We start from the raw sequence: 22,457 nt of genomic DNA, 5'->3' as shown, positions 1-22,457 counted from the left end.
AGCTGGGAGAGCGCCTGCCTTGCACGCAGGAGGTCAGCGGTTCGATCCCGCTAGGCTCCACCAATCTTTTTTCCTGAGATCTTAAGCAATCGCTTAAGTTTTTTCTTTTTAATGGAATGCCAAACCAGAGTACGTACGACCTGAGCACCGTGATTCCCTTCACGGTGCTCTCTTTGTGTATAAACATGCGCGTTTTTGTCGAGTTGAACCATCTTTTTGTTACCGCTTACAATAAGGGTATCAAAATGCGTAAAGGGGATACGTCAGATGAACATTGCGTACATCAGTGTGCCATATTGGTACGGTCAAGGAAAACGGGGAACGGATCTTGGACCGAAGGCAGTCGAGGAGGCAGGACTTTTCGAGACATTCGAGCGCTACGGGGAAAGCATCGAACGATTCGGAGAAGCAGCCGTACTTCCTGAAAGAGCAGTCTGGGAAGAAGATACATCGCTTAAGCGCTTAGAAGGCGTTCTGCACACGACGAATGACTTGCACCATCTCGTCCGCGACGCAGTCGATCAAGGGAAGTTTCCGCTGCTCGTCGGCGGCGATCACAGTATGGCGATCGGGACGATCGCAGGACTGAAGCAGGCGACACCGCGCCTTGGAGTTATCTGGTTCGATGCGCATGCGGATTTGAACACGCCGGACTCTTCGCCGTCAGGTAACATTCATGGGATGCCGCTTGCCGTCGCAATTGGAGAAGGCGAAGAACGCCTCGTCTCTGTAGGCGGTGCAGGAGCAAAGTTGCTGCCTGAACAGATCGTCTACATCGGTCTGCGCGATGTCGATCCAGGCGAACAACAATTGATTGAAGAACGGGGTATCCGGGTCTACGGGATGAACGACATCCGCGAGAGAGGCATGGAAGCGATCATGGAGGAAGCCGTACGCTATCTTGAAGAGGTGGCCGACCATTTCTATCTCAGTTTCGACCTCGACGGTCTCGACCCGAGCATCGTCCAGGGAATCGGGACTCCAGTCGCAGACGGCATCTCGCTCGAAGACGCACAAGTCGTTCTCAAACACTGTGCGGATCATGCCAGATTCATCGCGGCGGAATTCGTCGAAGTGAACCCGCTCCTTGAGGAAGGAAACGGGACGGCCATCGTAACGAACGGATTGATCGATAATCTGCTTGAGTATATGCAATCTCACCGACTGGTAAAATAATGGGATGATCTTGAACTCTTTTAGGGGAGTTCAAGATTTTTTTGTTACAATTCGAAGTGAAGTGAAACATTTATCGGATGTTCTCGTATAAGAGAATGACCGCATAGAGCGGGGGGTATTAATAGTGGAAGAAACGACACTTCGCTTGATCGAGCGGGTGAAGGGAGGAGACCGCGACGCGTTCGCCGCGCTCGTCGACCTCTATAAGGACGGCGCGTTTCTCGTCGCATTCCGGGTCTTGCGTGACCGGATGGAGGCAGAGGACGCGACGCAGGAAGCATTCATCCGTGTTTATACGAAGATTGACACATACAATGCACAATGGAAATTCCGGACATGGCTCTACCGGATCGTCACGAACGTTTCAATCGACCGGCTTCGGAAGAAACAGCCTGACTATTCCCTTGATGCTGAGATGTCGGGTACTGAAGGACTTACGCTGTACTCGCAGCTCGAGAGCAAGGATAAGCTGCCGGAACAGCAAGCTGTCGAATCGGAACAGCGATCCGAGGTGGAACAGGCGATTGCGATGCTGCCCGAGAAGTACCGGGTGCCGCTCGTCCTGAAATATGTAGAGGATCTGTCGCTCAAGGAAATCAGTGAGATGACGGATCTGCCTGTCGCTACAGTCAAAACACGCATTCACCGTGGTCGGGAAGCGTTAAAGAAACAATTTGTCAAACGGTGAGGGAGGACTTCTAATGACACGAGAACAGGCGCGTCAGCGTATTCATGAGTACTTGGATGAACAACAGCCGCCAGAGGACTGGAAGGCATTTGAAAGAGAGATGCAGGAAGCAGACGCAATGGAAGAATTCGAAGAGTATCGGCTCCTCGACGCGGAAATCCGTGCGCTCCCTGCACCGCGGTTATCGGCGGACTTTACGTCCCGCGTGCTGGCACGATTGCCCGAACAGGCGGAAACGCCGACGCCGCTTCTACGCAAGCCTTCAAGGTTCGGTAGCAAGATGAAGCAATATCCGCTGCTTGCGGCAGCATCGATTTTCTGTCTTTTATCACTTGGCAGCCTCGGCGGCTATTTCTCGCAGGAGAAACATGATCTATCCTATACGAATGTTCCGGGATTGATGGCGCAAAACGGTGAGGTCGTCGTACCGGCCGGCGTGACGGTCGACCAGGACCTGTACGTCGAGGGCGGGAATGTCCGGATCGAAGGAGTCGTCAACGGTGACGTCACGACGGTCGACGGCGATGCGTACCTCGCGAGTGCAGGCAGGGTGAACGGGAAGATCCAGGAGATCGATCAGCTGTTCGAACGGGTCTGGTACGGCGTCAAACGAATTTTTGAATAAGACGGAGGGACGAGTCGAGCTCGTCCCTTTTGTGCTATAATGGAGACTGTTTAAATCAGAAAAGATAGGGGGCACGGTTGGTGAATCTGTTCAACTGGCAACCACTTCAATTCCAGTTATTGAAACTAGGTGAAAACGTACACTGGTACGATTATATTAATGATGTCATCGATATCGCGGTCGTCACTTTCGTGATCTACAAGCTGATGGTCATCGTAAAAGGGACGAAGGCAGTCCAACTGATCAAAGGGATATCCGTCATTCTCATCAGTTGGTTCCTTAGCGGCTTCTTCGGATTGAAGACGCTCCAGTTCCTTCTCAATCAGGTCATCACATACGGATTGCTCGGCATCATCATCATCTTCCAGCCGGAGCTCAGACGGGGCCTTGAGCATCTCGGACGGACGAGCAAGTTCTTCTCGCGCAGCACGATCAGCGACGAGGATGAGCAGACGCGCGTCGTCGATGCACTCGTGACGTCCGCGCAGTACATGTCGAAGCGGCGGATCGGGGCACTCATCACGATCGAACGCGAGACAGGACTGAGCGAGTACGTCGAGACGGGCATCCCGCTCGGCTCGCAGATCACGAGCCAGCTCCTGATCAACCTCTTCATCCCGAACACCCCGCTCCATGACGGGGCGGTCATCGTTCAGCACGGCAAGCTTGCCGCCGCTGCCTGTTATCTGCCGTTGTCTGAGAGCGCGCACATCTCGAAGGAACTCGGAACCCGGCATAGGGCCGCGATCGGAGTCAGTGAGGTGACTGACAGCGTCACTCTCGTCGTATCGGAGGAGACGGGTGGCGTCTCTCTTGCGATCAATGGGCGTCTTTACCGTGAACTCGATGAAGAAGCGTTGCGTGCGAAACTGCTCGAGACACTCGTCAAGGAAGAGCCGGTCGCTTCGAACTTCTTCAACTGGAAAGGGGCGAAGAAGTGATGTTCGAGAAATGGTTCAACGAGACATGGTTCCTGCGGCTCGTCGCAGTCGTACTCGCGATCCTGCTCTATTTGATGGTCGCAGGGACGAACACCTCGACCGGCAGCGATGCTTCAGGATTTTTACCTGTCGCAGGGCAGAGCACGGCGAAATTTGACGTCCCAGTCACGGTCGACTATGATGAATCGCAGTGGGTCGTCTACAATGTTCCCGAGACGATTGAGGTGACGGTCAATGGACCGTCGAGCAGCCTGACGATGCTCCGGCTCGTACAGGACTTCGAACTCGGAATCGACCTGATCGGACTCGATACAGGATACCACCGGGTCCGGGTCCAGGCGAAAGGCTTCGGTAAGGACGTCGAAGTCGACATGAAGCAAGAGACGATCGAGGTCTTCCTCGATAAGAAAGCGACGAAGGAAGTCCCTGTCCAGGTGAAACTGTTGAACAAAAATAAATTGGCAGAAGGATTCGTCGTCGGTGAGGCACAGCCGAGCGAGCAGTCGATCGAGGTGACGGGTGGGGCGGAGAAACTCCAAGCGATCAGCGCGATCGAAATCCCAGTCGATTTGACGGGACGCGCTGCGACCTATACCGAAGCATTCAACGTCAAAGCGTTCGATACGAACGGAAATCCGGTCCAGGCGACCTACGATCCGAAGACGATCGACGTGACGATTCCGATCTATAAAGAAAGCAAGACGGTACCAATCAACGTGAACGTCAAGGACGCCGTCAAGAAAGGTTACAAACTCGTCAAGGTCGTCCCAGTCGTCACGGAGGCCCGCCTTTACGGCGAGATGGATCTCCTGTCGCGCATCGTCGCGGTCGAGACGGAAGCGATATCGATCAAGAACTTGACGAGCACGACGGAGAAGACGGTCAAGCTCGTCCAACCGGACGGCGTGACCGGCATGGATCCGATGACTGTCACGATCAGTATCGTCATCGATCGTAAAGATGCGAAGGCGACGACGGAGACGGTTGAGGACCGCGGTGAGAAGACGATCAGCAACGTCCCGCTCACCGTCAATGGATATGATGAAACGCGTTATACGGCGGAATACCCGCCGGCGGTCGATGTCGTCGTCCGCGGGAGCGAAACGGATCTCGCGACGATCGACGCGACCGACATAAAAGCTGTCGTCGATCTGACGGGGCTGAAGGAAGGCACGCATGGCTTGCCGATCTCCTATCAGACGTCCCGCGCCTTCGATGTGTTGCGTCCGGACAATGTCGACGTGACGCTCAAGTCGCGGGTGAACGCAGAGACGACCAATTAAACAATCAGTGAAAAGAGGAAAAACTAATATGGGTAAGTATTTTGGAACTGACGGCGTCCGTGGCGTCGCCAACGTAGAATTGACACCGGAACTCGCACTCCGTCTCGGACGGGTCGGCGGGTATGTCTTAACGAAGCACGAGAGCACACGTCCTAAAGTCTTGATCGGGCGTGATACACGTGTCTCCGGTCCGATGCTCGAGAACGCGCTCATCGCGGGTCTTTTGTCGATCGGTGCCGAGGTCATGCGTCTAGGCGTCATCTCGACACCAGGGGTCGCCTACTTGACGAAGACACTCGATGCGACGGCGGGCGTGATGATCTCTGCTTCGCACAATCCGGTCGCAGACAATGGCATCAAGTTCTTCGGGTCAGACGGCTTCAAGCTTGATGATGCGACGGAACTCGAAATCGAGTCACTGCTTGACGAGGCGGAAGATACTCTTCCGCGTCCGTCGGGTACGGAACTTGGATTCGTCCACGACTACTTCGAAGGAGCACAGAAGTACATCCAGATGCTCCGTCAGACGGTCGACGAGGACTTCTCGGGCATCCATGTCGCGATCGACGGGGCGCATGGCGCGACGTCGAGTCTGGCCCCGCGCCTGTTCGGTGACCTCGAGGCCGAGGTCTCGACGATCGGGACGACACCGAACGGATTCAACATCAACGACGGAGTCGGTTCGACGCATCCGGAACATCTTGCGTCCTTCGTCAGAGAACGCGGCGCGGACGTCGGCCTTTCGTTCGACGGCGACGGCGATCGTCTGATCGCAGTCGATGAGAACGGTGATATCGTCGATGGCGACAAGATCATGTTCATCTGCGGTAAGTACCTCAAGGAGATGGGCCGCCTGAAGGACAACACGATCGTCGCGACGGTCATGAGTAACCTCGGCTTCCACAAGACGGTAGCGGAGTCGGGCATGATCGCACTCCAGACTGCGGTCGGTGACCGTTACGTCGTCGAAGAGATGCGCAAAAACGACTACACGCTCGGTGGCGAGCAGTCGGGTCACATCATCTTCATGGACTATTCGACGACTGGGGACGGCATGCTGTCAGGCGTCCAGCTCCTGCAGATCATGAAGGCGACAGGCAAGAAGCTGTCGGAACTCGCTGCAGAGATGCCGGTCTTCCCGCAACGTCTCGTCAACATCCGCGTCTCGGACAAGAACGGCGCGATGAACGGACCGGAAGTTCAGGCGATCATCGCCGAAGTCGAGCAGGAGATGGCTGGTAACGGCCGGATTCTCGTCCGTGCTTCTGGTACGGAGCCGCTCGTCCGTGTCATGGCGGAAGCTCCGACGCAGGAAGCGTGCGACATGTACGTCGAACGCATCGCAAACGTCGTTCGTGAGCATTATGCGCTCCAGGAGAGCTAAATCGATTCAATGATTCGGCGTGTCTTTCGTCCTGTCTCAAGCAGGAACGAGGGACACGTCTTTTCTTTGGAAGTATTTAGGGGGAACAGGTTTGCATTCCCTTGGAAATCGGGAATAGTTACAAATGCGTTACCTTTGTTGCTTTTAGCAGGGAGAGTCCGTATGATTTAAAGGTCGGGCAGAAACGGTGGCCGGACGGAACGACAAGCGCCAGGGCTTCAACAGGAAGTCGACGAGGTGGAGGTTTATCGAATGATTCGGCGGATGCCTCCCGGTACCCTGTCAGTACCGAAAAGCACGGTTGAAAACGCCCGAGTGATCGGACGGACAAACAATCGCGCGATGACAGCTCTCTTCCGGAAGCCGTTTCCTTCCAAGGGAAATACAAGTATCAGAGGAGAAGTTAACATGTGTGGAATCGTAGGAATGATCGGTCAGGTCAACACGAAGGAAATTTTGCTGAAAGGACTCGAGAAGCTCGAGTACCGCGGTTATGACTCGGCAGGCCTTGCATTCGTGAACGATGGTGTTCAGGTGTTCAAGGAAGTCGGACGCATCGCTGCGCTACGCGAGCACGTTCCAGCTGAGGCGGACGGATTCGCAGGTATCGGCCACACGCGCTGGGCGACGCATGGCGTACCGAGCGTACCGAACGCTCACCCGCACCAGAGCACATCAGGGCGCTTTACGCTCGTGCACAACGGTGTCATCGAGAACGACGAGCAGCTCAAGGCAGAACTCGGCGTCGATCTGCTCAGCGACACGGACACGGAAGTCGTCGTTCAGTTGATCGAGAAGAACTTCAAGGCGACTGGAGACGTCACGGAAGCGTTCCGCAAGACGCTGAAAGCACTTCACGGCTCGTATGCGTTCGCATTGCTCGACTCAGAGAACCCGGACGTGATCTATGTCGCGAAGAACAAATCACCGCTTCTCGTCGGGATCGGTGACGGCACGTTCAACGTCGTCGCTTCGGACGCGATGGCGATGCTCCAGGTGACGGATCAGTTCGTCGAGCTACATGACGGCGAGATGATCATCCTGACGCGTGACAACGTGACGATCCAGGATCTTGAAGGCAACATCCTTGAGCGTGCGCCGTACACGGCTGAGATCGATGCATCTGACATCGAGAAAGGCACATACTCGCACTATATGCTCAAGGAGATGGACGAGCAGCCTGCTGTCATCCGTAACATCATCCAGAAGTATCAGAACGAAGCAGGGGAGATCACGCTCGATCAATCGGTTCGTGACCTCGTCCTCGGACGTGACCGCGTCTACATCATCGGTTGCGGTACGAGCTACAATGCAGGACTTGTCGGCAAGCAGCTGATCGAACAGATCGCAGGCATCCCGACGGAGGTTCATATCGCGTCAGAGTTCGGCTACAACATGCCACTTTTGACAGAGAAGCCGCTCTTCCTCTTCCTCTCACAGTCAGGCGAGACAGCGGACAGCCGTGCGGTTCTCGTCGAAGCGAAGAAGCTCGGACACCGTGCGTTGACGGTGACGAACGTCCAAGGTTCGACGCTGTCGCGTGAAGCGGATGCGACGCTCCTGCTCCACGCAGGACCAGAGATCGCGGTCGCCTCGACGAAAGCGTACACGGCTCAGATCGCCGTCCTCTCGATTCTTGCGTTCGACCTCGCGAAAGCGAAAGGAAAAGAACTTCCGTTCGACTTGATGAAGGAGCTCGCTCTCATCTCGAGTGCGATGGACACAGTCATGTCACAGAAGGATCGCTTCCAGGAAATCGCGGACGAGTATTTGAAGGAGTCGCGCAATGCCTTCTTCATCGGTCGCGGACAAGACGCATACGTCGGCATCGAAGGTGCGCTCAAACTGAAGGAGATCTCGTATATCCAAGCGGAAGGCTACCCGGGTGGTGAGCTCAAGCACGGACCGATCGCCTTGATCGAGGACAACACCCCGGTCATCGCGCTCGTGACGCAACCGCACGTTCACTTGAACAACCGTGGAAACGTCAAAGAGGTCGTCGCACGCGGTGCGAACGCTTGCGTCATCGCATCGGAAGGTCTTGACCTGCCGACGGACGCATTCGTCATCCCTATGGTCGAGACACTGCTCTCACCGCTCCTCTCTGTCCTTCCGCTCCAGCTGATCGCGTATTATGCGGCTCTCGGACGCGGATGCGACGTCGATAAGCCACGTAACCTTGCGAAGTCGGTCACAGTAGAGTAAACGATCTGAAGACAAAAAAGGCCTGCTTGACCGAATACATCGTATTCCTGATCAAACAGCCCTTTCCTGATACGAACGAAAATCGGAGTTCCTCTCTGATTCTCGTTCGTTTTTTTTGTTCAGATAGCCTTCGATCCCGTGTCTGATTGTTCATCTTCTTTCGATAAGATTTCGTTCGATCGTACATTCCCTTTGTAGATGAAGTACAAGGAAAGAACCATGAACAACAGAGCGAAGACCCGCTTCATGTCGAGCTCGATGATTAGACTGTTGAACCAGCCGAAGTGATCGATGATGACCCCGATGATGAGCTGGCCGGCGATTCCGGCAATGTTTGCCGCGATCACCCCGATTTTAGGGACGGCCATGACCGTCAGAAGTAAGTACATCGTACCGAGAAAAGCTGCGCTGAGTTGCCACTTCGGTGCTTCGAACAGTGCGAGCACATCACCGCTTCCAAAAAATAAGACGAAGATGACAAGGAACATCGTCCCGGTGAGGAAGGTAAGGAATGTCGTTTCAATCGTTCCTGTTCTTCGGCTAAGCGTACCGTTGATCGACGACTGTGCGCTTAACGTGATACCGCCGAGCAACGTAAATAAAATCATGAACAAACCCATGAAGTAAAACCTCCTAGTTGATTAATACGAGTGCGATAATCATCGAAAGGACGGCGAAGACCTTTTCTTTGTTGACCTTCGTCCTCCTGCTGCCAAGCCACCCGAAGTGCTCGATGACCATGCTCATGACTAGCTGTCCGATGATGACAGCGACCATCGTGATGCCGACGCCGACGAATGGGACGCTTACGATGATTGACGTCAAGTAGACGACCCCGAGCACTCCTCCGAGCAGAGACCATTTCGGTGCTTCTAGCGCATAGGAGAGCTTCCCTTTTCCAAAAAAGATCCATAGTAGCCCCATGATGATTGAACCCATGAAGAAGTTATAGAAGCTCGTCTCGATTTGTCCGATCGATTTTCCGAGCTCCGCGTAAATAGCCCCTTCAAAGCTGAGTGCAGCTCCGGCAAGTAAAGCGAGTGCGTAAAAAATAAAGCGCATGAAATAGTTCTCCTTTTTTGAATAATTACATATCTAGAAAAATAGATTTGTAGAGCGATAAAAAAAACAGAAATCGTGACTCAGATGTCTGTTTTTAAATATTCGGCTAACTGCTCAATGAAGAGGTCATTGCGCCGGTAGTAAGTCCATTGTCCATGACGAACCGATTCGAGCAATCCTGCTTTTTGCATCATGTTCAGGTAGCTGGAGACCGTCGATTGAGAAACTTTGGCTTTTTCTTGAATGTCCCCTACACATACTCCTCCTTTGTAGCTTACCTCCTTAGGCAGGTGAGCGCCTTGTTTAGGGAAATGCTTCTCAGGTTCCTTCAACCATCTCAGGATGTTGAGTCTCGTTTCGTTCGATAACGCTTTGAATACATCAATAGGTTCCATGGAAGAAATTATATATCGAGATTTTCCGATATGTCAAGTTGACGAATGTTGGAACAGGCGCACTGATGCATCATAGGCAAACCCGCAGGCTGTAAGATGACTTCAGGACGGGGGAGAGCGGGAAAATCAGGACGAACTCCCTGATATTTTTCATGAACTGCATTGTCCTGACATTCCGGACGCCATTCTACACGTCGATCCCGAACATGCTCGTCCTCAGGCTCAGCGTATTCATGCGAGATGCTAAAAGGAGGAGGGTCCTGTTACGGGACACCGCCTCCTCTCATGTTCAGCGTCTGGGCTGATTGTCCGAGTTCAGGATTCTTCTTCCCGGTACTCGAGTATGTCTCCCGGCTGACAGTCTAGCGCCTTGCAGATCGCTTCAAGCGTGGACAGACGAATCGCCTTCGCCTTGCCGTTCTTGAGGATCGACAAGTTCGCCATCGTGATGCCGACGCGTTCCGACAGTTCGGTCACGCTCATCTTGCGCTTCGCGAGCATGACGTCGATATTGATTATGATCATCTCATCCACCTCATACCGTCAGATCGTTCTCTGACTTGATATCGATCGCATTTTGAAGCAACTTTTGCAGGACGGCCGCGAACACGGCGACGATCGCAGAGCCGAAGAGAACGATCAGCCCGATCAGGATGATGCCGGGTGCATCATCCTTCTCACCCATCAGGTAAAGGAGCGGCATGAAGAGGACATACAGACCACCGATGACGAGGGCACAGTATTTGATCTTCTTCAGCGGATCGACCGCGACGGATGAGAAGACGAGATTCCGATCGATTGCATTCAGCAGCCGCACGGTCTGATACAAGGCGAAGAAGAACGTAAATGCCGTCACGTACAGACCGATCAGGAACGGATAGCGTAAAGCGGAAAACTCCGGATTGAGTTCGACGAAAAATGCGGCGATATCAGGCAGGATGAAGATGCATAAAGCGAGGACGGGAAGGGCGAGCAAAAGGACGACGACCTTCAGAAAAGTTGTTTCGCGCTTCATGATAGACACCTCGTTTCGTTAGGTTAATTCTATTTTATCGTTATATTTATCGTTTTACAATAAATAAATATTGTTTTATTTAATTTTTAGTGTCGTTGAGCGGATAGCAGCTTCAGCACTCCCATTTGAAGAAATCGTCATGATTGCTTGACGCGCAATACGGGCTGGTAACGTTCAAATAACAGAGCGATGATGAAAAAGAAGGTCAGTCCGAATCCGATATGAAGCATGGTGAATGCAATTCCGAAAGACGCAATCTCGTAAAGAAGAACAGGTAGCTTGACCGTTGTGAAGGCTCCGAGAAAGAAGACGATATAGCGCAATCCTGCCCCCTTCTTCAGAAGAAGAGTGGCAATGGGGAAAGCGACATAGAGGGGACCAGCCGCGAATGCTGCAAGTAGCAGTGCGTAAACGAATCCTCGTGTTCCTGCATCCGGTCCCATGTATCGGAGCAGTGTCTCCTTTCTTACCCATTGATCGAGCAGGCCGACCAGCACGAGAATCGGTGGAAGGAGCAGCAGCATGTTGAGCAGGCTATTGCCGGTCAGAAGCGTAGCCTTCATGGCACGCGCTGGATCTGCGATGAACAGCCCGACGAACAACAGGGCGACGAAGAGCGGAAATGATTTTTTCTTAAAATTTTTCATCCGAGCACCTCCGAGACGAGAAGAGCGAACAGCAGGCACATCAAAAACGCAGAGGCGTTTCTGGCATAGGCGAAACGTTTTCCGAACAGACGGCTCTCAAGGGGGATCGTCACGACACCTACCGCCATGAGAGAAGCCATCAACGCAGCAACTTGAGCTAGTCCAGCGCCATTTTCGACCAGTGTGGCACCAAGTGGAAAGACGATGAAGCTCGGGATGAGCGCGACGGAGCCAATTAACAGAGCACTCCCCATCCCCATCCATCCGGAGGTCTCTCCGATCATCGAAGAGATAGCGGCCGGAGTAAGCACGGAGAGAGACACACCAACGAACAACATGATGGCGAGCAGGTCCGGAAGCAGATTGAGGAACATCTTCCAGGATTTCGCGAGAGCAGCTCGCGTCTTTTGACGGTCTTTGTAGAAGGAGAGGGTGGTCAGAAGAAGAACCGTTCCGTAAAGTGCGATGCCGTTAGCCATCGTTTTCCACCATCTCCGCGTAACGCTTCAGGAAGAAGGCGAGGTTTTTTTGCTTCTCTTCGATATCTGTCCGGAACGCTGCCAGGCGTTCTTTCCCGAGGGGGGTGATCCGGTACATCTTGACCAGCTTATTTTGCGCAGAGGCAGGGAGGTAGGATTCCACCGCGCCTTCCTCTTCGAGTTTCTTTAACGTTCGGTATAAAATTGCACTATCAATCGGATTATAGGGCAGTTCTTCTGCGCAACGCTGCATGAGGTGTCCGCCGTATGTCGGACCTTCCGCTAGAAATAACAACAAAAATGCTCCTGTGTGCCGACCTGTGTGTTTCATATTAATTCCTCCCTTTACTGTTATAAACACCATACTGTCATTAACAGTATATTGTCAGGATGAATGGAATGCAAGTATGACAATTTCTTTTGTTAATGACACTGGAAAGGAAAGTCGCCGCAACGAAGGATTTTTTTGAAGCGAGAAGATGGTCTGCTGCAGGCAGGTCTTATTCGCTTCGAATCTTTCACTAACGAAGGGGGAGTTGACGTTTTTCGGGGCGAATAAGGATAGGTTGCGACATAGGCGGAAAGGAAGATGGATGAAGATGAAGGAATGGATCGAAGTAGAAGAAGAGCTCGAAGAACTGGCACCGCTGTTCTGCACGGCATATCCGGGACTCGGGATGACCGAGGAACAGATGTATCAGTTGTCGCGCGCGTCGATGGGGGAGACGGTGCGGCATATCGGTTTGAGGCAACACGGGGCGTTCGTCGGAGCGATGCGGCTGCACGACTTCTCGATGAATTTCAGAGGTGTGATGATCGAGGCATCAGGACTCGGCTCCGTCGCGGTCGACTTCTGTCACAAGAAGGAGGGAGTCGCGCTCGAACTCGTGAAGTATTTCCTGAAGGACGCTGAGGAAAAGCAGATGCCGATCGCGCTGCTCTATCCGTTCAATCCCGCCTTCTACCGAAAGATGGGCTTCGGTCACGGTACACGGATGAATCAGTATCAGATCAGACCGGAGCTGTTGCCTGCAGAAGGGTCGAAGGCACATATCCGCCTCGCGACACCGGAGGACGCGGAAGCGATCGCCTCCTATCATGCTTGGCGCGTTTCACGGCACCATGGTCTGATCGAGAAGACGATGGAAGATTTCCTGAAATGGTGGCGCGATCCGCAGTGTCGTGTCTTCGTCCTCGAGCGGTTCGGAGGCGTACGCGGTTATATGTGGACACGCTTCAAGAAAGGCGAGACGTCGTTCCTCGTAAACGACCTGTTCATCTCGGAGTTCGCCTGCGAAGACGAGAGCTTTCTCGACTGGATGGCATTCCTGCAGAGTCAGCGCGACCAGATTCGGTATGTTCTGCTGAACACGCAGGAAGAGGAGTTCTATCTTGCGCTTGATGATCCGCGAAACGGCAGTGATCGTCTGCTCGTCAGCGTCTACCATGAGACGAACCGGCAAGGGAGCGGCGTCATGTACCGCGTCGTCGACGCCGAACGGGTGATCATGATGCTCGACGGGACAGGAATCCCCGATTTCGTTTGCCGCCTGACGATTCGGGATGACTTGATCGCACGGAACGACCGTGTGTTCACGGTCGTCGTGAAGGGCGGACAAATCTCGATCGGTGACGAAGAACCGGCTGTCAGCCTGACGCTCGACATCGCCGATTTCTCGTCGCTCGTCATGGGCGCTGCGACGCTCCGAGGACTTGTCCGCTTCGGCAAGGCACACGTCCCGGAAGAATGGAGCGGCGTGCTTGGTCAGCTCTTCGGGTATGCGAAAAAACCGTTCTGTACGACAGGATTTTAAGGAGGAAACGAACATGACGATTGAGGTAGCTACATATGAGAGAAACGGGCTTCAATACGTGATTCGTCCGGCGGAGCAGCGAGATGCTCTCCAACTCGTCGATTTGCGTCTGACGATCGACGGCGAGACGGAGAACATGGACAGGGAACGCGGGGAAGGATATCTCGATCAGGAGATGTTCGAAGGTTTGATCGAGTCGGATACAAAGAGCAGCAACAACCTGTTCCTCGTTGCCGAGACAGACGGGCGCCTTGTCGGATTCTCGCGTTGTCAGGGAAGCGAGTTGAAACGGCTGGCGCACCAGGTCGAGTTCGGTGTCGGCGTCATTCAGGAATTCTGGGGGTTCGGCATCGGTAAGGGGCTCCTCACAGAATCTCTCGAATGGGCGGACGCGACCGGCATCGAGAAGGTGAGACTCAGTGTGCTCGAAACGAACGAGAAGGCGAAACAACTTTACGAGCGGCTCGGCTTCAACGTAGAAGGTATCCTGAGGAAGGATAAGCGTTTAAGTGACGGAACCTATCACGATACGGTGTTGATGGCCCGTTTTCGCAAGGAGGGGTGAACGTGGAAGCACGCTGGCAAAACAAACAGTACCGACGGCGATTGGAGGACTGGGCGACGGCCGAGACGGAAGAAGACCTCTCCTTCGAGGTACTGAAGAACACCGATATGTCCTTCCTGTTGAGGGGGCGTTCGAAAGACCGCACCTATTTCGTAAAGGCCGTCAACGAGGCAGCAGCCTTCGAGGCAGCTCTGACGGAATTGATTGCTCAGGGATTCCCGGGCGAGACGGTCGATCTCATCGCCGTGAACAGAAGAGAGAATTGGCTGTTGATGCACGAGTTGCCTGGCGTCCTTCTCAGGGAAGCACCGGATCGAGAGCATTATCAGGCATGCTTGCGGCATTATGCAGATTTCCAGCGCCGGACGATTCCGCTCGTTCCGGAATTGCTTGCCAGTGGCGTGCCGGACCGGCGGATGCCTGTCGTCAGACAAGAGATCGCGAATCATCTCGAGTCGTTATGCGCGACGGGACTCGAGGCGGATGAAACGGAGGCCATACTTGCTCTGAAAGAAGAGCTGTTGCAGATGTGCGATGAGATGGAAGGATCATTGCCGGATGCGATCGACCACGGTGATCTGCATTCCGGTAACATCTACATCGACCATGGGCGATGCCGCCTGTTCGACTGGGGGGATGCTTCTGTGACCCACCCGTTCCTCAGTACGCGTGTCTTCTGGAATTCGCTGTTCGAGCTGCTCGAAGATGACACGGAAGAGAATTGGATGCATGAAATCGAAAGGTTCCGTCCCATTTACCTGGAGGCGTGGAAAGGGTACGCGAGCGACGCGACGCTCGCGCGGCAGCTCCTGCTCGCAGAACAGATCGGTTGCGTCTATCGCGCGCTCAGCTGGCACCTGTATATCACGCCGCACCGGGCTGACCGGAAGGAATCGTACGACAAGCCGGCGCAGTGGCTGCGCCTGTTGCTTGATCACCGAAAACTGCTTAAGGAGGAACCATGATCAGAAACTCAGCGAAGGCCGTCATCATCGAGGACGGAAAAGTGTTGTTGACGAAGAACATCGATGCGGAAGGATGCTTCTATCTTTTTCCGGGCGGAGGACAAGAACAAGGAGAGACGCTTCACGAAGCAGTCGTCCGGGAATGCATCGAGGAGCTCGGCGAACAGGTCGAGGCATTCGACTTGCTCCATATCCGTGAATACATCGGACAGAATCACGAGTTCGCGATTCATGACGCGGACGTCCATCAGATTGAATTCTACTTCGCGTGTCGCTTGCTTGGGCGACAGGTGGAGGCGACGCAACCGGATGTCCATCAGACGGGAATCGAATGGGTGCCGCTCGCAGCCCTCGAAAACTATCGTGTGTATCCGATGGCGATTCGCCCGGTAATCGCCGCTCAGCACAAAAAGCTCGTGTATCTCGGAGATGTCAATTGAATAAGTTCTTCTGAACCTGTTTTTGGTTTTGCGAAACGGGGTAATGAAAGACCATGGCCTATCATTCGATTATAGAAACGAGGAGACGATCATGGATCTTTCAAAATATCGTGTCACACCAAATAAGGCGTTCGAACTTTCGAGCTACGCGACGAGTGAGGACGAACGTCCAAGTGAAAAGGAATTGCTCGAGCAAAAGGTACCGGAGAGCATCGAGAAGCTGAAGGATCTTCACTGGAAGCTTCACGCAGAGGAGAAGCACGGGATTCTCGTCGTCCTCCAGGCGATGGATGCAGGCGGCAAGGACGAGGCGATCAGTTATATCTTCTCGAACCTGAACGCACAAGGGTTGAAGACGATCTCCGTCAAAAAACCGTCCGAAACCGAGCAGAAGCATGACTACCTGTGGCGCGTCCATGAAGGGTTGCCGGCACGCGGCGAGGTCGGGATCCTCAACCGTTCCTATTATGAGGAAGTCATCGCCCCGCGCGTCCACGACCTGCTCGAGGAACATGAGGTGCCGGACGATGCCGAAGGGGATGATGTCTGGAAGGTGCGCTACCGGCAGATCAACGACTTCGAACGTTACATGCATGAGAATGGTTTCTACATCGTCAAGTTCTTCTTCAATGTCTCGAAGGAAGAGCAACGCAAACGGCTGCTCGAACGGATGAAGAATCCGAAGAAGAACTGGGAGTTCTCGTTCAACGACGTCAAGGAGCGCGAGCACTGGGACGAGTACCAGGACATCTTCGAAGACATGCTCGCTCATACGTCGACCGAGCATGCACCGTGGCACGTCCTGCCCGCCGACGACGAGTGGCACTCGCGCTATCTCGTCTCGGAAGTGATGAACGAGTTGCTCGAGAAGCTCGATCCGCAGTTCCCGGAAATCTCGGAAGAGGACCGGGAGGAGCTCGACAAATACATCGAAAAGCTTGAAAAAGAAGCGGAGTGATGAGGGGGCGCATGCTTGCATGCGTCCTTTCGCCTGCCTGAATGTCGAAAAATCGATACAACTGTTGAAAGCAGGACGGCTGCTCTTGCGTATAATGGATGGATAGGAAACGGAGGAATGCAAGATGACAGAATTACCGAATTGCCCGAAGTGCGGGTCGGAATACACGTACGAGGACGGAACGCTCTACGTCTGCCCGGAATGCGCCCATGAGTGGACGGCGGGTGAGACTGAAGCGGCGGAAGCGGCGAAGGTCGTCCGTGACGTGAACGGAAACGAGTTGAAGGACGGCGACACGATCACCGTCATCAAGGACTTGAAGGTCAAGGGGACGTCGCTCGTCGTCAAGCAAGGGACGAAGGTCAAAGGAATCCGGCTCGTCGAAGGTGATCATGATATCGACTGCAAGATCGACGGCCTCGGTGCGATGAAGCTGAAGTCGGAGTTCGTCAAGAAAATTTGAAATTGAGTGCCTTCTGCATGCGCAGAGGGCATTTTTTATTTTTTGTGCAGTTATCCGATTTCTTGTATCATTTAGGACAAATGTCCTTTAAGACGAGGGGGAAGTGCTTTTTAATGGAACCAAACGAAAAGGAATAGGGAGGTTCGATCATGAGAGGTACACTGTTCGCCATCGCAGGCGGCTTCTTCCTGACGCTCCAGAGCGTCGCGAACGCAAGGATCAGCTCTGTCATCGGGACATGGCAAGCAGCGACGATCACTCAAATGACAGGGTTCCTCGTCGCGTTGCTCGTCGCGCTCTTGCTGCGGGACAAGACGTTCAAGGAGATGAAGCACGTCAAGCCGATCTATCTGTCAGGCGGGGCACTCGCCGCGATCGTCCTGTTCAGCAACATCACTGCCGTCCACCGGATGGGGGTCACGCTGACGATTTCGATCTTCTTGATCGCACAGCTGCTGCTTGCACTCCTGATCGACTGGAACGGCTGGTTCGGCATGGTCAAACGGCGTCTGCGTATGCCCCAAGTCCTCGGCATCGCGCTGATGATCGCCGGTGTCGTCATTTTGAAGCTGTGAGGAGGGGGATGAATGGAAGAGTCCATCAGAAACGTGCTCGAACAGTACGGGATCGATGACGTGTTCGGTCCGGTGTTCGATCCGTACTTCACGCGGCATACGTTCACCCCAGGCGAACGAATCTGTACGCAGGGAGAACAGGCAGAGCGGCTGTTCGTGCTGATCGAAGGGAAGTTGAAAATCTCGACGACATCGCCGGAAGGGAAACGGCTCGTTCTCTCCTTCAAGCATCCGCTCGATCTGATCGGGGACATCGAATATGTGCAACGAACGGATCTGATGAACACGGTCGAGGCCGTCACACCGGTCACCGTGCTCGGTATCCCATACGAGGCGCTCGTGAAGCACGGATCGGATGATCCGGTGCTGCTCCGGTTTTTGCTCGAGACGATCACGCAGAAGTTTTTCCTGAAATCGAACTCCTTGAGTTTCAACCTGCTCTATCCGGTCGAAGTGCGGCTCGCGAGCTACCTGTTGTCGATGACGCCGATCGGGGAAGTGCTCGAGGAGATGGCGCTCTCGGACGTCGCCGATCTGATCGGGACGAGCTATCGTCACCTGAACCGCGTCTTGCGCGACTTCGAGCAGGACGGATTGATTGAACGCAGACGCGGATCAGTCCGACTGCTTGATCGTTCGGCGCTGCAAATGCGCGCCGGCAACAATATATACGAATGAGGAGGAATCGATCATGGCACTCGGTATGATGCTCGCTCTTTTAGGCGGGACGATGGTCGCCATCCAAAATACGTTCAACGCGAACGTCAAACAGAAGGTCGGCGCATGGGCGACGACGACGCTCGTCCTCGGACTCGGCTTTCTCGCCTCGCTGCTCGCGGGCCTGTCCTTCGAAGGGACGAATTTGTTCGACTTCGAGGCAGAATCCTGGTTCTGGTTCAGCGGCATCATCGGCGTCGGAGTCGTATTGTCGGTGACACAAGGCGTCCAGCAGCTCGGTCCTGGCTACGCGATCTCGCTCGTCATGGTCTCGCAGATCAGCTTCGCGCTCCTGTGGGACACGCTCGGCTGGTTCGGGCTCGAACAGGTGCCGTTCTCCTGGATGAAGGCGCTCGGCGTTGTGATGATCGGCTCCGGCATCCTGCTGTTCCAGCTCGGCGGTAGACGAGCCGAGCAGGTTTCAAAAAAAGAGATGGCTGGATGACGAAAAAAGGACGGGCCGCGGCCCGTCCTTTTTTCGTCAGTTCAAATCCATCTTGCTCAGTTCATTTGCTACGTCAGAAAACCCTCCGCTGACGGCGTTCATGACCTCGTCGCTCGTATCGACTTTCCATTCCCCGTCTACTTTCTTGAGCTGAAGCGTCGTCTTCATCGTGACGCGGTCAAGATCTTTCTTGGCAAGCTCCTTCTCGAGCAACGTCATCATCTTCTGCTCCATCTCCGCGTCACTCGGCGTATCGCCGGCAAAGGCATCCGCGAATGCGTCGCCGATCAACTCCTGCACGACACCTCCGAACACCTTCGCCATGTCCACATTCGTGATATCCGCCTCGACCGTCGCTGTATCTCCGGTGATTTTCTCTTTCGTCACGTCATATTCGAGTTCCTCGAAGATACCCGCGAACATCTCGCGCTCCTCCGTCGTCAGATCGTCGGCTTTTTGTTCGATGCTCGTATTCTCTCCTGTGGAGAGGTCGCGTGCCTTCTCGAGGTCGGCCTTCTTGACGGCGCCAAGGTAGCTTTCGGCCGTCTCTGCCGGTGTCGGACCGCCACACCCGGCAAGCAGTGCGAGCGCCGCCGCAGCGAGCAGTGTCATCCATTTCTTCATCAATGTGCCCTCCTATATCTTCTCATCGTTGCTTTGAAAGAGTAACACGTGCCGAAAGAGAAAGGAGTGCAAAAAAAGAGTAGGGTACTCCAAGAAAGGATGGTTGTTTGAGAAACTTGGAACGAGGCAATGAAATGAGAAAGACATGAAAAGGATAGGAGCGATCAATTTGGATAATAAGACATGGAATGAAGACTTCTTTGGGGAAGGGCTCGGGGAAGAGGAACAGGAACGCAAGAGGGAGATCGACCATGCCTTCGATGAGGCATTCGAGACAGAACGCCGTGACTTCAATCAATCGCTCGATCAGGACGTGACGATCGCATTGATCGGTGACGTCAACGCCGGGAAGTCGTCGACGTTGAACGCACTGCTCGGCCGGGAGGTCGCGACGGTCGGGGCCAGACCGGGTGAGACGACGCGAATCGAGAACGTCCGGCAACATCCGGAGGACCGGGTCATCTTCGTCGACACACCGGGACTGAACGACGCGAACACGGCGAACTCGGAAGCGACATGGAAGTTCTATGAACAGGCGGACGTCATCCTCTATTTCCTGAACGCGGCAGGAACCGTCCTGTCCGAGACGGAGACGGAGGCATTCCAGAAGATATACGCTCACAATCAGAACATCATCATCGTCGTCACGAAAATCGACGCGACGAATGATCTCGAGACGATCGTCCAACACGTCAAAGCGAAGCTGCCGGGACCGGTCATCGTCCCGATCTCAGCGAAAGAAGGGACGAACATCGACCGGCTGCGCCGGAATATCTTGGATCTGTTAAAAAAGTTCGATAAGGAAAATGTCTTCGTCAAAGAGATCGATCCCGCGCTGCGCGGAAAGGTCGCGAACAACTGGATCGTCGGGGCCGGCGCGGCGGCAGGTGCGATCGGCGCCGTCCCGCTACCCGGGGCGGACATCGTCCCGTTGACGTCGATCCAGATCGGTCTGATGCTCAAACTGTCGAACCTGTATGACCGTCCGCTGACGAAGGAGAACGCGAAGGAGCTGATCGTCGTCACGATCGTCGGGAACGCCGGAAAGACCGCGTTCCGGCAACTTGCTAAGATGGTTCCCGGCTACGGTGCTGCGATCGGAGCAGGCGTCGCCTCGGCTGCGACACTCGCACTCGGGTACGGGACGAAATATGCGTTCGAGAACCGGATCGAGCTGACTCCGGATATGTTCGTCGACTTCATCGCGAAGTTCAAGCGGAAGGAGAAATGACAGGGACGGAATTTCTCCCTGCTTCCATCCGAAACACGCCTAAATCCCCCTGTTTCGGGTAAAGAGGAATAGAACTTGAAAGTGGGAGGAAGAAGAATGAAGTGGAGAGGTAGACAGGGAAGTACGAACGTCGAAGACCGCCGGGGCATGGGCGGGAAAGGAATCGCGGGAATCGGGGGAGGGTTCGGCCTCGTCATCTTCCTGATCGTCACGCTGATGGGAGGGAACCCGGGGGATTTGCTCGGTGGACTTCAAGGAGCGGATACCGGGAGCAACACGGAGTATGTCGAGACGAAGGAAGAGAAGGAACTTGCCGAGTTCGTATCGGTCGTACTCGCGGATACAGAGCAGGTCTGGACGCAGGAGTTCGAGGAACGCGGGATGACCTACAAGGAGCCGACGCTCGTCCTTTACACGGATCAGGTCAGTTCGGCATGTGGTCAGGCCGGGGCTTCGGTCGGTCCGTTCTATTGTCCGGGAGACCAGAAGCTGTACATCGACCTCAGCTTCTATAAGGATCTCCAGACGAAGTTCGGCGCACCGGGAGACTTCGCGATGGCATATGTCGTCGCCCATGAGGTCGGTCATCACGTCCAGACGCTGCTTGGGACATCGGATAAGATCATGCCGCTGCGCAACAAGCTGAGCGAAGAGGAGTTCAACAAATATCTCGTCCGCTTCGAGTTGCAGGCGGATTACTATTCGGGCGTCTGGGCCCACCACGCGCAAGGGCAAGGCTTGCTCGAGGAAGGTGACCTGGAAGAGGCGCTGACAGCGGCGAACGCAGTCGGTGACGACACGCTCCAGAAAAAGGGACGCGGGTATGTCGTCCCCGAGAGCTTTACTCACGGGACATCCGCGCAGCGCGAGCGTTGGTTCTATAAAGGCTTCGAGAATGGAACGATCGAAGGCGGGAACACGTTCAACGCAAAAAATCTGTAAGCGAAACCGGCATCTCCTTGCATGAGGGGATGCTTTTTGTTTGAGTGGCGTCGTTAGAAAAAAGGAGGCACATCATGAGAATCGCACCGGGAGTCGAAATGCTCGAGCTTGTGGCGGAAGGATTTGGCGGTCGGTCGGTGCTGCATCCGACGCTCGTCTATGACGAGAACGAGGCTGTGCTGATCGATACCGGCATGCCTGGTCACTGGGATGAAATCGAGGAAGCGATGGACGAGCTTCACGTGCCGATCAGTCGGCTGAAGGCAGTCATATTGACCCATCAGGACCTTGATCATATCGGAAGTCTGCCGGAAGTCGTCATTGCGAAGAAGGACATCGAAGTGCTCGCCCACCGGCTCGATCGGCCATACATCGAAGGTGATATTCCACTTCTGAAAACGAATCTCAGCGTGATGAAAACGTTCATTAAGACGATGCAGCAGGAACATGCCGATGAGATGCGCCGGTTGTGCGAGAATCTGCCGAAGGCACCGGTAACCCGCGTCGTCGAGGACGGAGAGGTGTTGCCGTACTGCGGCGGGATGGAAATCCTGCATACGCCAGGACATACACCGGGACATATCAGCATCTACCTCCAAAAGAGCAGGGTGCTCGTCGCCGGGGATGCGATGATTTGCGTCCACGGAAAGATTGAGGGGCCGGTCAAGCGGACGACACCGGATCTCACCTCGGCCTACAGTTCGATTCGCCGTTTCATGCGCCCGGACATCGATTCTGTCATCTGTTATCACGGTGGGGCGGCTGTAGGGGAACCAAAAGCCCAAATCGAGCACTTGATGAAAGAATTGAAAGTATGA

28 protein-coding genes are annotated in these 22,457 nt (G+C 54.3%); 19 read left to right on the top strand and 9 right to left on the bottom strand.

Annotated features, from left to right (window positions below):
* Positions 1 to 267 precede the first annotated feature (267 nt).
* From rocF to glmS, 7 genes are all read left to right on the top strand, one after another.
* On the top strand, positions 268 to 1,176 hold the full coding sequence (rocF, locus tag DFG60_RS08815; RefSeq protein WP_114571391.1) for an arginase: 909 nt from the start codon (positions 268 to 270) through the stop codon (positions 1,174 to 1,176).
* 124 nt (positions 1,177 to 1,300) lie between these two features.
* Positions 1,301 to 1,864 carry an RNA polymerase sigma factor SigW gene (sigW, locus tag DFG60_RS08810; protein WP_114571390.1) on the top strand — a complete coding sequence of 188 codons (564 nt, stop codon included), beginning with the start codon at positions 1,301 to 1,303 and terminating at the stop codon, positions 1,862 to 1,864.
* A gap of 13 nt (positions 1,865 to 1,877) precedes the next feature.
* Entirely contained in the window at positions 1,878 to 2,489 is a 612-nt protein-coding gene (locus tag DFG60_RS08805) for an anti-sigma factor (RefSeq protein WP_114571389.1), read from the top strand.
* A gap of 80 nt (positions 2,490 to 2,569) precedes the next feature.
* On the top strand, positions 2,570 to 3,430 hold the full coding sequence (cdaA, locus tag DFG60_RS08800; protein ID WP_114571388.1) for a diadenylate cyclase CdaA: 861 nt from the start codon (positions 2,570 to 2,572) through the stop codon (positions 3,428 to 3,430).
* A complete protein-coding gene (locus DFG60_RS08795) occupies positions 3,430 to 4,713 on the top strand; it encodes a CdaR family protein (RefSeq protein WP_114571387.1) in 1,284 nt (427 codons plus the stop codon). The genes cdaA and DFG60_RS08795 overlap by 1 nt, the downstream gene beginning before the upstream one ends.
* Positions 4,714 to 4,741: 28 nt before the next feature.
* On the top strand, positions 4,742 to 6,097 hold the full coding sequence (gene glmM, locus DFG60_RS08790) for a phosphoglucosamine mutase (protein WP_114571386.1): 1,356 nt from the start codon (positions 4,742 to 4,744) through the stop codon (positions 6,095 to 6,097).
* A 408-nt stretch (positions 6,098 to 6,505) separates the two neighbouring features.
* The gene (glmS, locus tag DFG60_RS08785; RefSeq protein ID WP_114571385.1) at positions 6,506 to 8,302 is read left to right on the top strand and encodes a glutamine--fructose-6-phosphate transaminase (isomerizing); all 1,797 of its coding nucleotides are present in this window, start codon (positions 6,506 to 6,508) and stop codon (positions 8,300 to 8,302) included.
* A gap of 119 nt (positions 8,303 to 8,421) precedes the next feature.
* Here glmS and DFG60_RS08780 read toward each other — a convergent pair whose 3' ends face one another.
* The 8 genes from DFG60_RS08780 to DFG60_RS08745 form a co-directional block, all read right to left on the bottom strand.
* Positions 8,422 to 8,922, bottom strand: coding sequence for a DMT family transporter (locus DFG60_RS08780; protein ID WP_114571384.1), 501 nt, complete (start codon positions 8,920 to 8,922; stop codon positions 8,422 to 8,424).
* A gap of 13 nt (positions 8,923 to 8,935) precedes the next feature.
* Entirely contained in the window at positions 8,936 to 9,364 is a 429-nt protein-coding gene (locus DFG60_RS08775; protein ID WP_114571383.1) for a DMT family transporter, read from the bottom strand.
* Between the two features lie 80 nt (positions 9,365 to 9,444).
* A complete protein-coding gene (locus DFG60_RS08770) occupies positions 9,445 to 9,759 on the bottom strand; it encodes an ArsR/SmtB family transcription factor (RefSeq protein WP_114571382.1) in 315 nt (104 codons plus the stop codon).
* A 315-nt stretch (positions 9,760 to 10,074) separates the two neighbouring features.
* Entirely contained in the window at positions 10,075 to 10,284 is a 210-nt protein-coding gene (locus tag DFG60_RS08765; RefSeq protein ID WP_114571381.1) for a helix-turn-helix domain-containing protein, read from the bottom strand.
* Between the two features lie 10 nt (positions 10,285 to 10,294).
* Positions 10,295 to 10,774 (bottom strand): DUF2975 domain-containing protein, encoded by a 480-nt coding sequence (locus DFG60_RS08760; RefSeq protein ID WP_114571380.1) that lies wholly within the window; start codon positions 10,772 to 10,774, stop codon positions 10,295 to 10,297.
* Between the two features lie 137 nt (positions 10,775 to 10,911).
* On the bottom strand, positions 10,912 to 11,421 hold the full coding sequence (locus DFG60_RS08755; protein WP_114571379.1) for a permease: 510 nt from the start codon (positions 11,419 to 11,421) through the stop codon (positions 10,912 to 10,914).
* The gene (locus tag DFG60_RS08750; protein WP_114571378.1) at positions 11,418 to 11,900 is read right to left on the bottom strand and encodes a hypothetical protein; all 483 of its coding nucleotides are present in this window, start codon (positions 11,898 to 11,900) and stop codon (positions 11,418 to 11,420) included. The genes DFG60_RS08755 and DFG60_RS08750 overlap by 4 nt, the downstream gene beginning before the upstream one ends.
* Positions 11,893 to 12,231: a PadR family transcriptional regulator gene (locus tag DFG60_RS08745; protein ID WP_114571377.1), complete on the bottom strand. Its 339-nt coding sequence runs from the start codon at positions 12,229 to 12,231 to the stop codon at positions 11,893 to 11,895. Before DFG60_RS08745 ends, DFG60_RS08750 begins: the two co-directional genes overlap by 8 nt.
* 268 nt (positions 12,232 to 12,499) lie before the next feature.
* Between DFG60_RS08745 and DFG60_RS08740 the strand changes: the two genes are divergently transcribed.
* The 9 genes from DFG60_RS08740 (at position 12,500) to DFG60_RS08700 (ending at position 18,842) form a co-directional block, all read left to right on the top strand.
* Positions 12,500 to 13,714 carry a GNAT family N-acetyltransferase gene (locus tag DFG60_RS08740; protein ID WP_198661571.1) on the top strand — a complete coding sequence of 405 codons (1,215 nt, stop codon included), beginning with the start codon at positions 12,500 to 12,502 and terminating at the stop codon, positions 13,712 to 13,714.
* Between the two features lie 13 nt (positions 13,715 to 13,727).
* On the top strand, positions 13,728 to 14,279 hold the full coding sequence (locus DFG60_RS08735; RefSeq protein WP_114571375.1) for a GNAT family N-acetyltransferase: 552 nt from the start codon (positions 13,728 to 13,730) through the stop codon (positions 14,277 to 14,279).
* Between the two features lie 2 nt (positions 14,280 to 14,281).
* Positions 14,282 to 15,244 carry an aminoglycoside phosphotransferase family protein gene (locus tag DFG60_RS08730; protein ID WP_114571374.1) on the top strand — a complete coding sequence of 321 codons (963 nt, stop codon included), beginning with the start codon at positions 14,282 to 14,284 and terminating at the stop codon, positions 15,242 to 15,244.
* Positions 15,241 to 15,684: an NUDIX domain-containing protein gene (locus DFG60_RS08725; protein WP_114571373.1), complete on the top strand. Its 444-nt coding sequence runs from the start codon at positions 15,241 to 15,243 to the stop codon at positions 15,682 to 15,684. The genes DFG60_RS08730 and DFG60_RS08725 overlap by 4 nt, the downstream gene beginning before the upstream one ends.
* A gap of 91 nt (positions 15,685 to 15,775) precedes the next feature.
* Complete coding sequence (locus DFG60_RS08720; RefSeq protein ID WP_114571372.1) at positions 15,776 to 16,642, top strand: PPK2 family polyphosphate kinase; 867 nt, start codon at positions 15,776 to 15,778, stop codon at positions 16,640 to 16,642.
* A 124-nt stretch (positions 16,643 to 16,766) separates the two neighbouring features.
* Positions 16,767 to 17,105 carry a zinc ribbon domain-containing protein YjdM gene (locus tag DFG60_RS08715; protein ID WP_114571371.1) on the top strand — a complete coding sequence of 113 codons (339 nt, stop codon included), beginning with the start codon at positions 16,767 to 16,769 and terminating at the stop codon, positions 17,103 to 17,105.
* A 149-nt stretch (positions 17,106 to 17,254) separates the two neighbouring features.
* Positions 17,255 to 17,680, top strand: coding sequence for a DMT family transporter (locus tag DFG60_RS08710; RefSeq protein ID WP_114571370.1), 426 nt, complete (start codon positions 17,255 to 17,257; stop codon positions 17,678 to 17,680).
* 12 nt (positions 17,681 to 17,692) lie between these two features.
* Entirely contained in the window at positions 17,693 to 18,358 is a 666-nt protein-coding gene (locus DFG60_RS08705; RefSeq protein WP_114571369.1) for a Crp/Fnr family transcriptional regulator, read from the top strand.
* A 13-nt stretch (positions 18,359 to 18,371) separates the two neighbouring features.
* Positions 18,372 to 18,842, top strand: a complete 471-nt coding sequence (locus DFG60_RS08700) for a DMT family transporter (protein WP_114571368.1) — start codon at positions 18,372 to 18,374, stop codon at positions 18,840 to 18,842.
* A gap of 36 nt (positions 18,843 to 18,878) precedes the next feature.
* Here DFG60_RS08700 and DFG60_RS08695 read toward each other — a convergent pair whose 3' ends face one another.
* Entirely contained in the window at positions 18,879 to 19,466 is a 588-nt protein-coding gene (locus tag DFG60_RS08695) for a DUF4878 domain-containing protein (protein ID WP_114571367.1), read from the bottom strand.
* A 169-nt stretch (positions 19,467 to 19,635) separates the two neighbouring features.
* Here DFG60_RS08695 and DFG60_RS08690 point away from each other — a divergent pair, with 169 nt between their 5' ends.
* From DFG60_RS08690 to DFG60_RS08680, 3 genes are all read left to right on the top strand, one after another.
* A complete protein-coding gene (locus DFG60_RS08690; protein ID WP_232818684.1) occupies positions 19,636 to 20,697 on the top strand; it encodes a YcjF family protein in 1,062 nt (353 codons plus the stop codon).
* Positions 20,698 to 20,793: 96 nt separating this feature from the next.
* Positions 20,794 to 21,639, top strand: coding sequence for a KPN_02809 family neutral zinc metallopeptidase (gene ypfJ / locus DFG60_RS08685; RefSeq protein ID WP_114571365.1), 846 nt, complete (start codon positions 20,794 to 20,796; stop codon positions 21,637 to 21,639).
* A 74-nt stretch (positions 21,640 to 21,713) separates the two neighbouring features.
* Complete coding sequence (locus DFG60_RS08680) at positions 21,714 to 22,457, top strand: MBL fold metallo-hydrolase (protein ID WP_114571364.1); 744 nt, start codon at positions 21,714 to 21,716, stop codon at positions 22,455 to 22,457.

Source organism: Exiguobacterium flavidum, assembly GCF_003344535.1.
GTDB classification, from domain to species: domain Bacteria; phylum Bacillota; class Bacilli; order Exiguobacteriales; family Exiguobacteriaceae; genus Exiguobacterium_A; species Exiguobacterium_A flavidum.
This window is presented reverse-complemented; position numbering and strand designations above follow the sequence as displayed.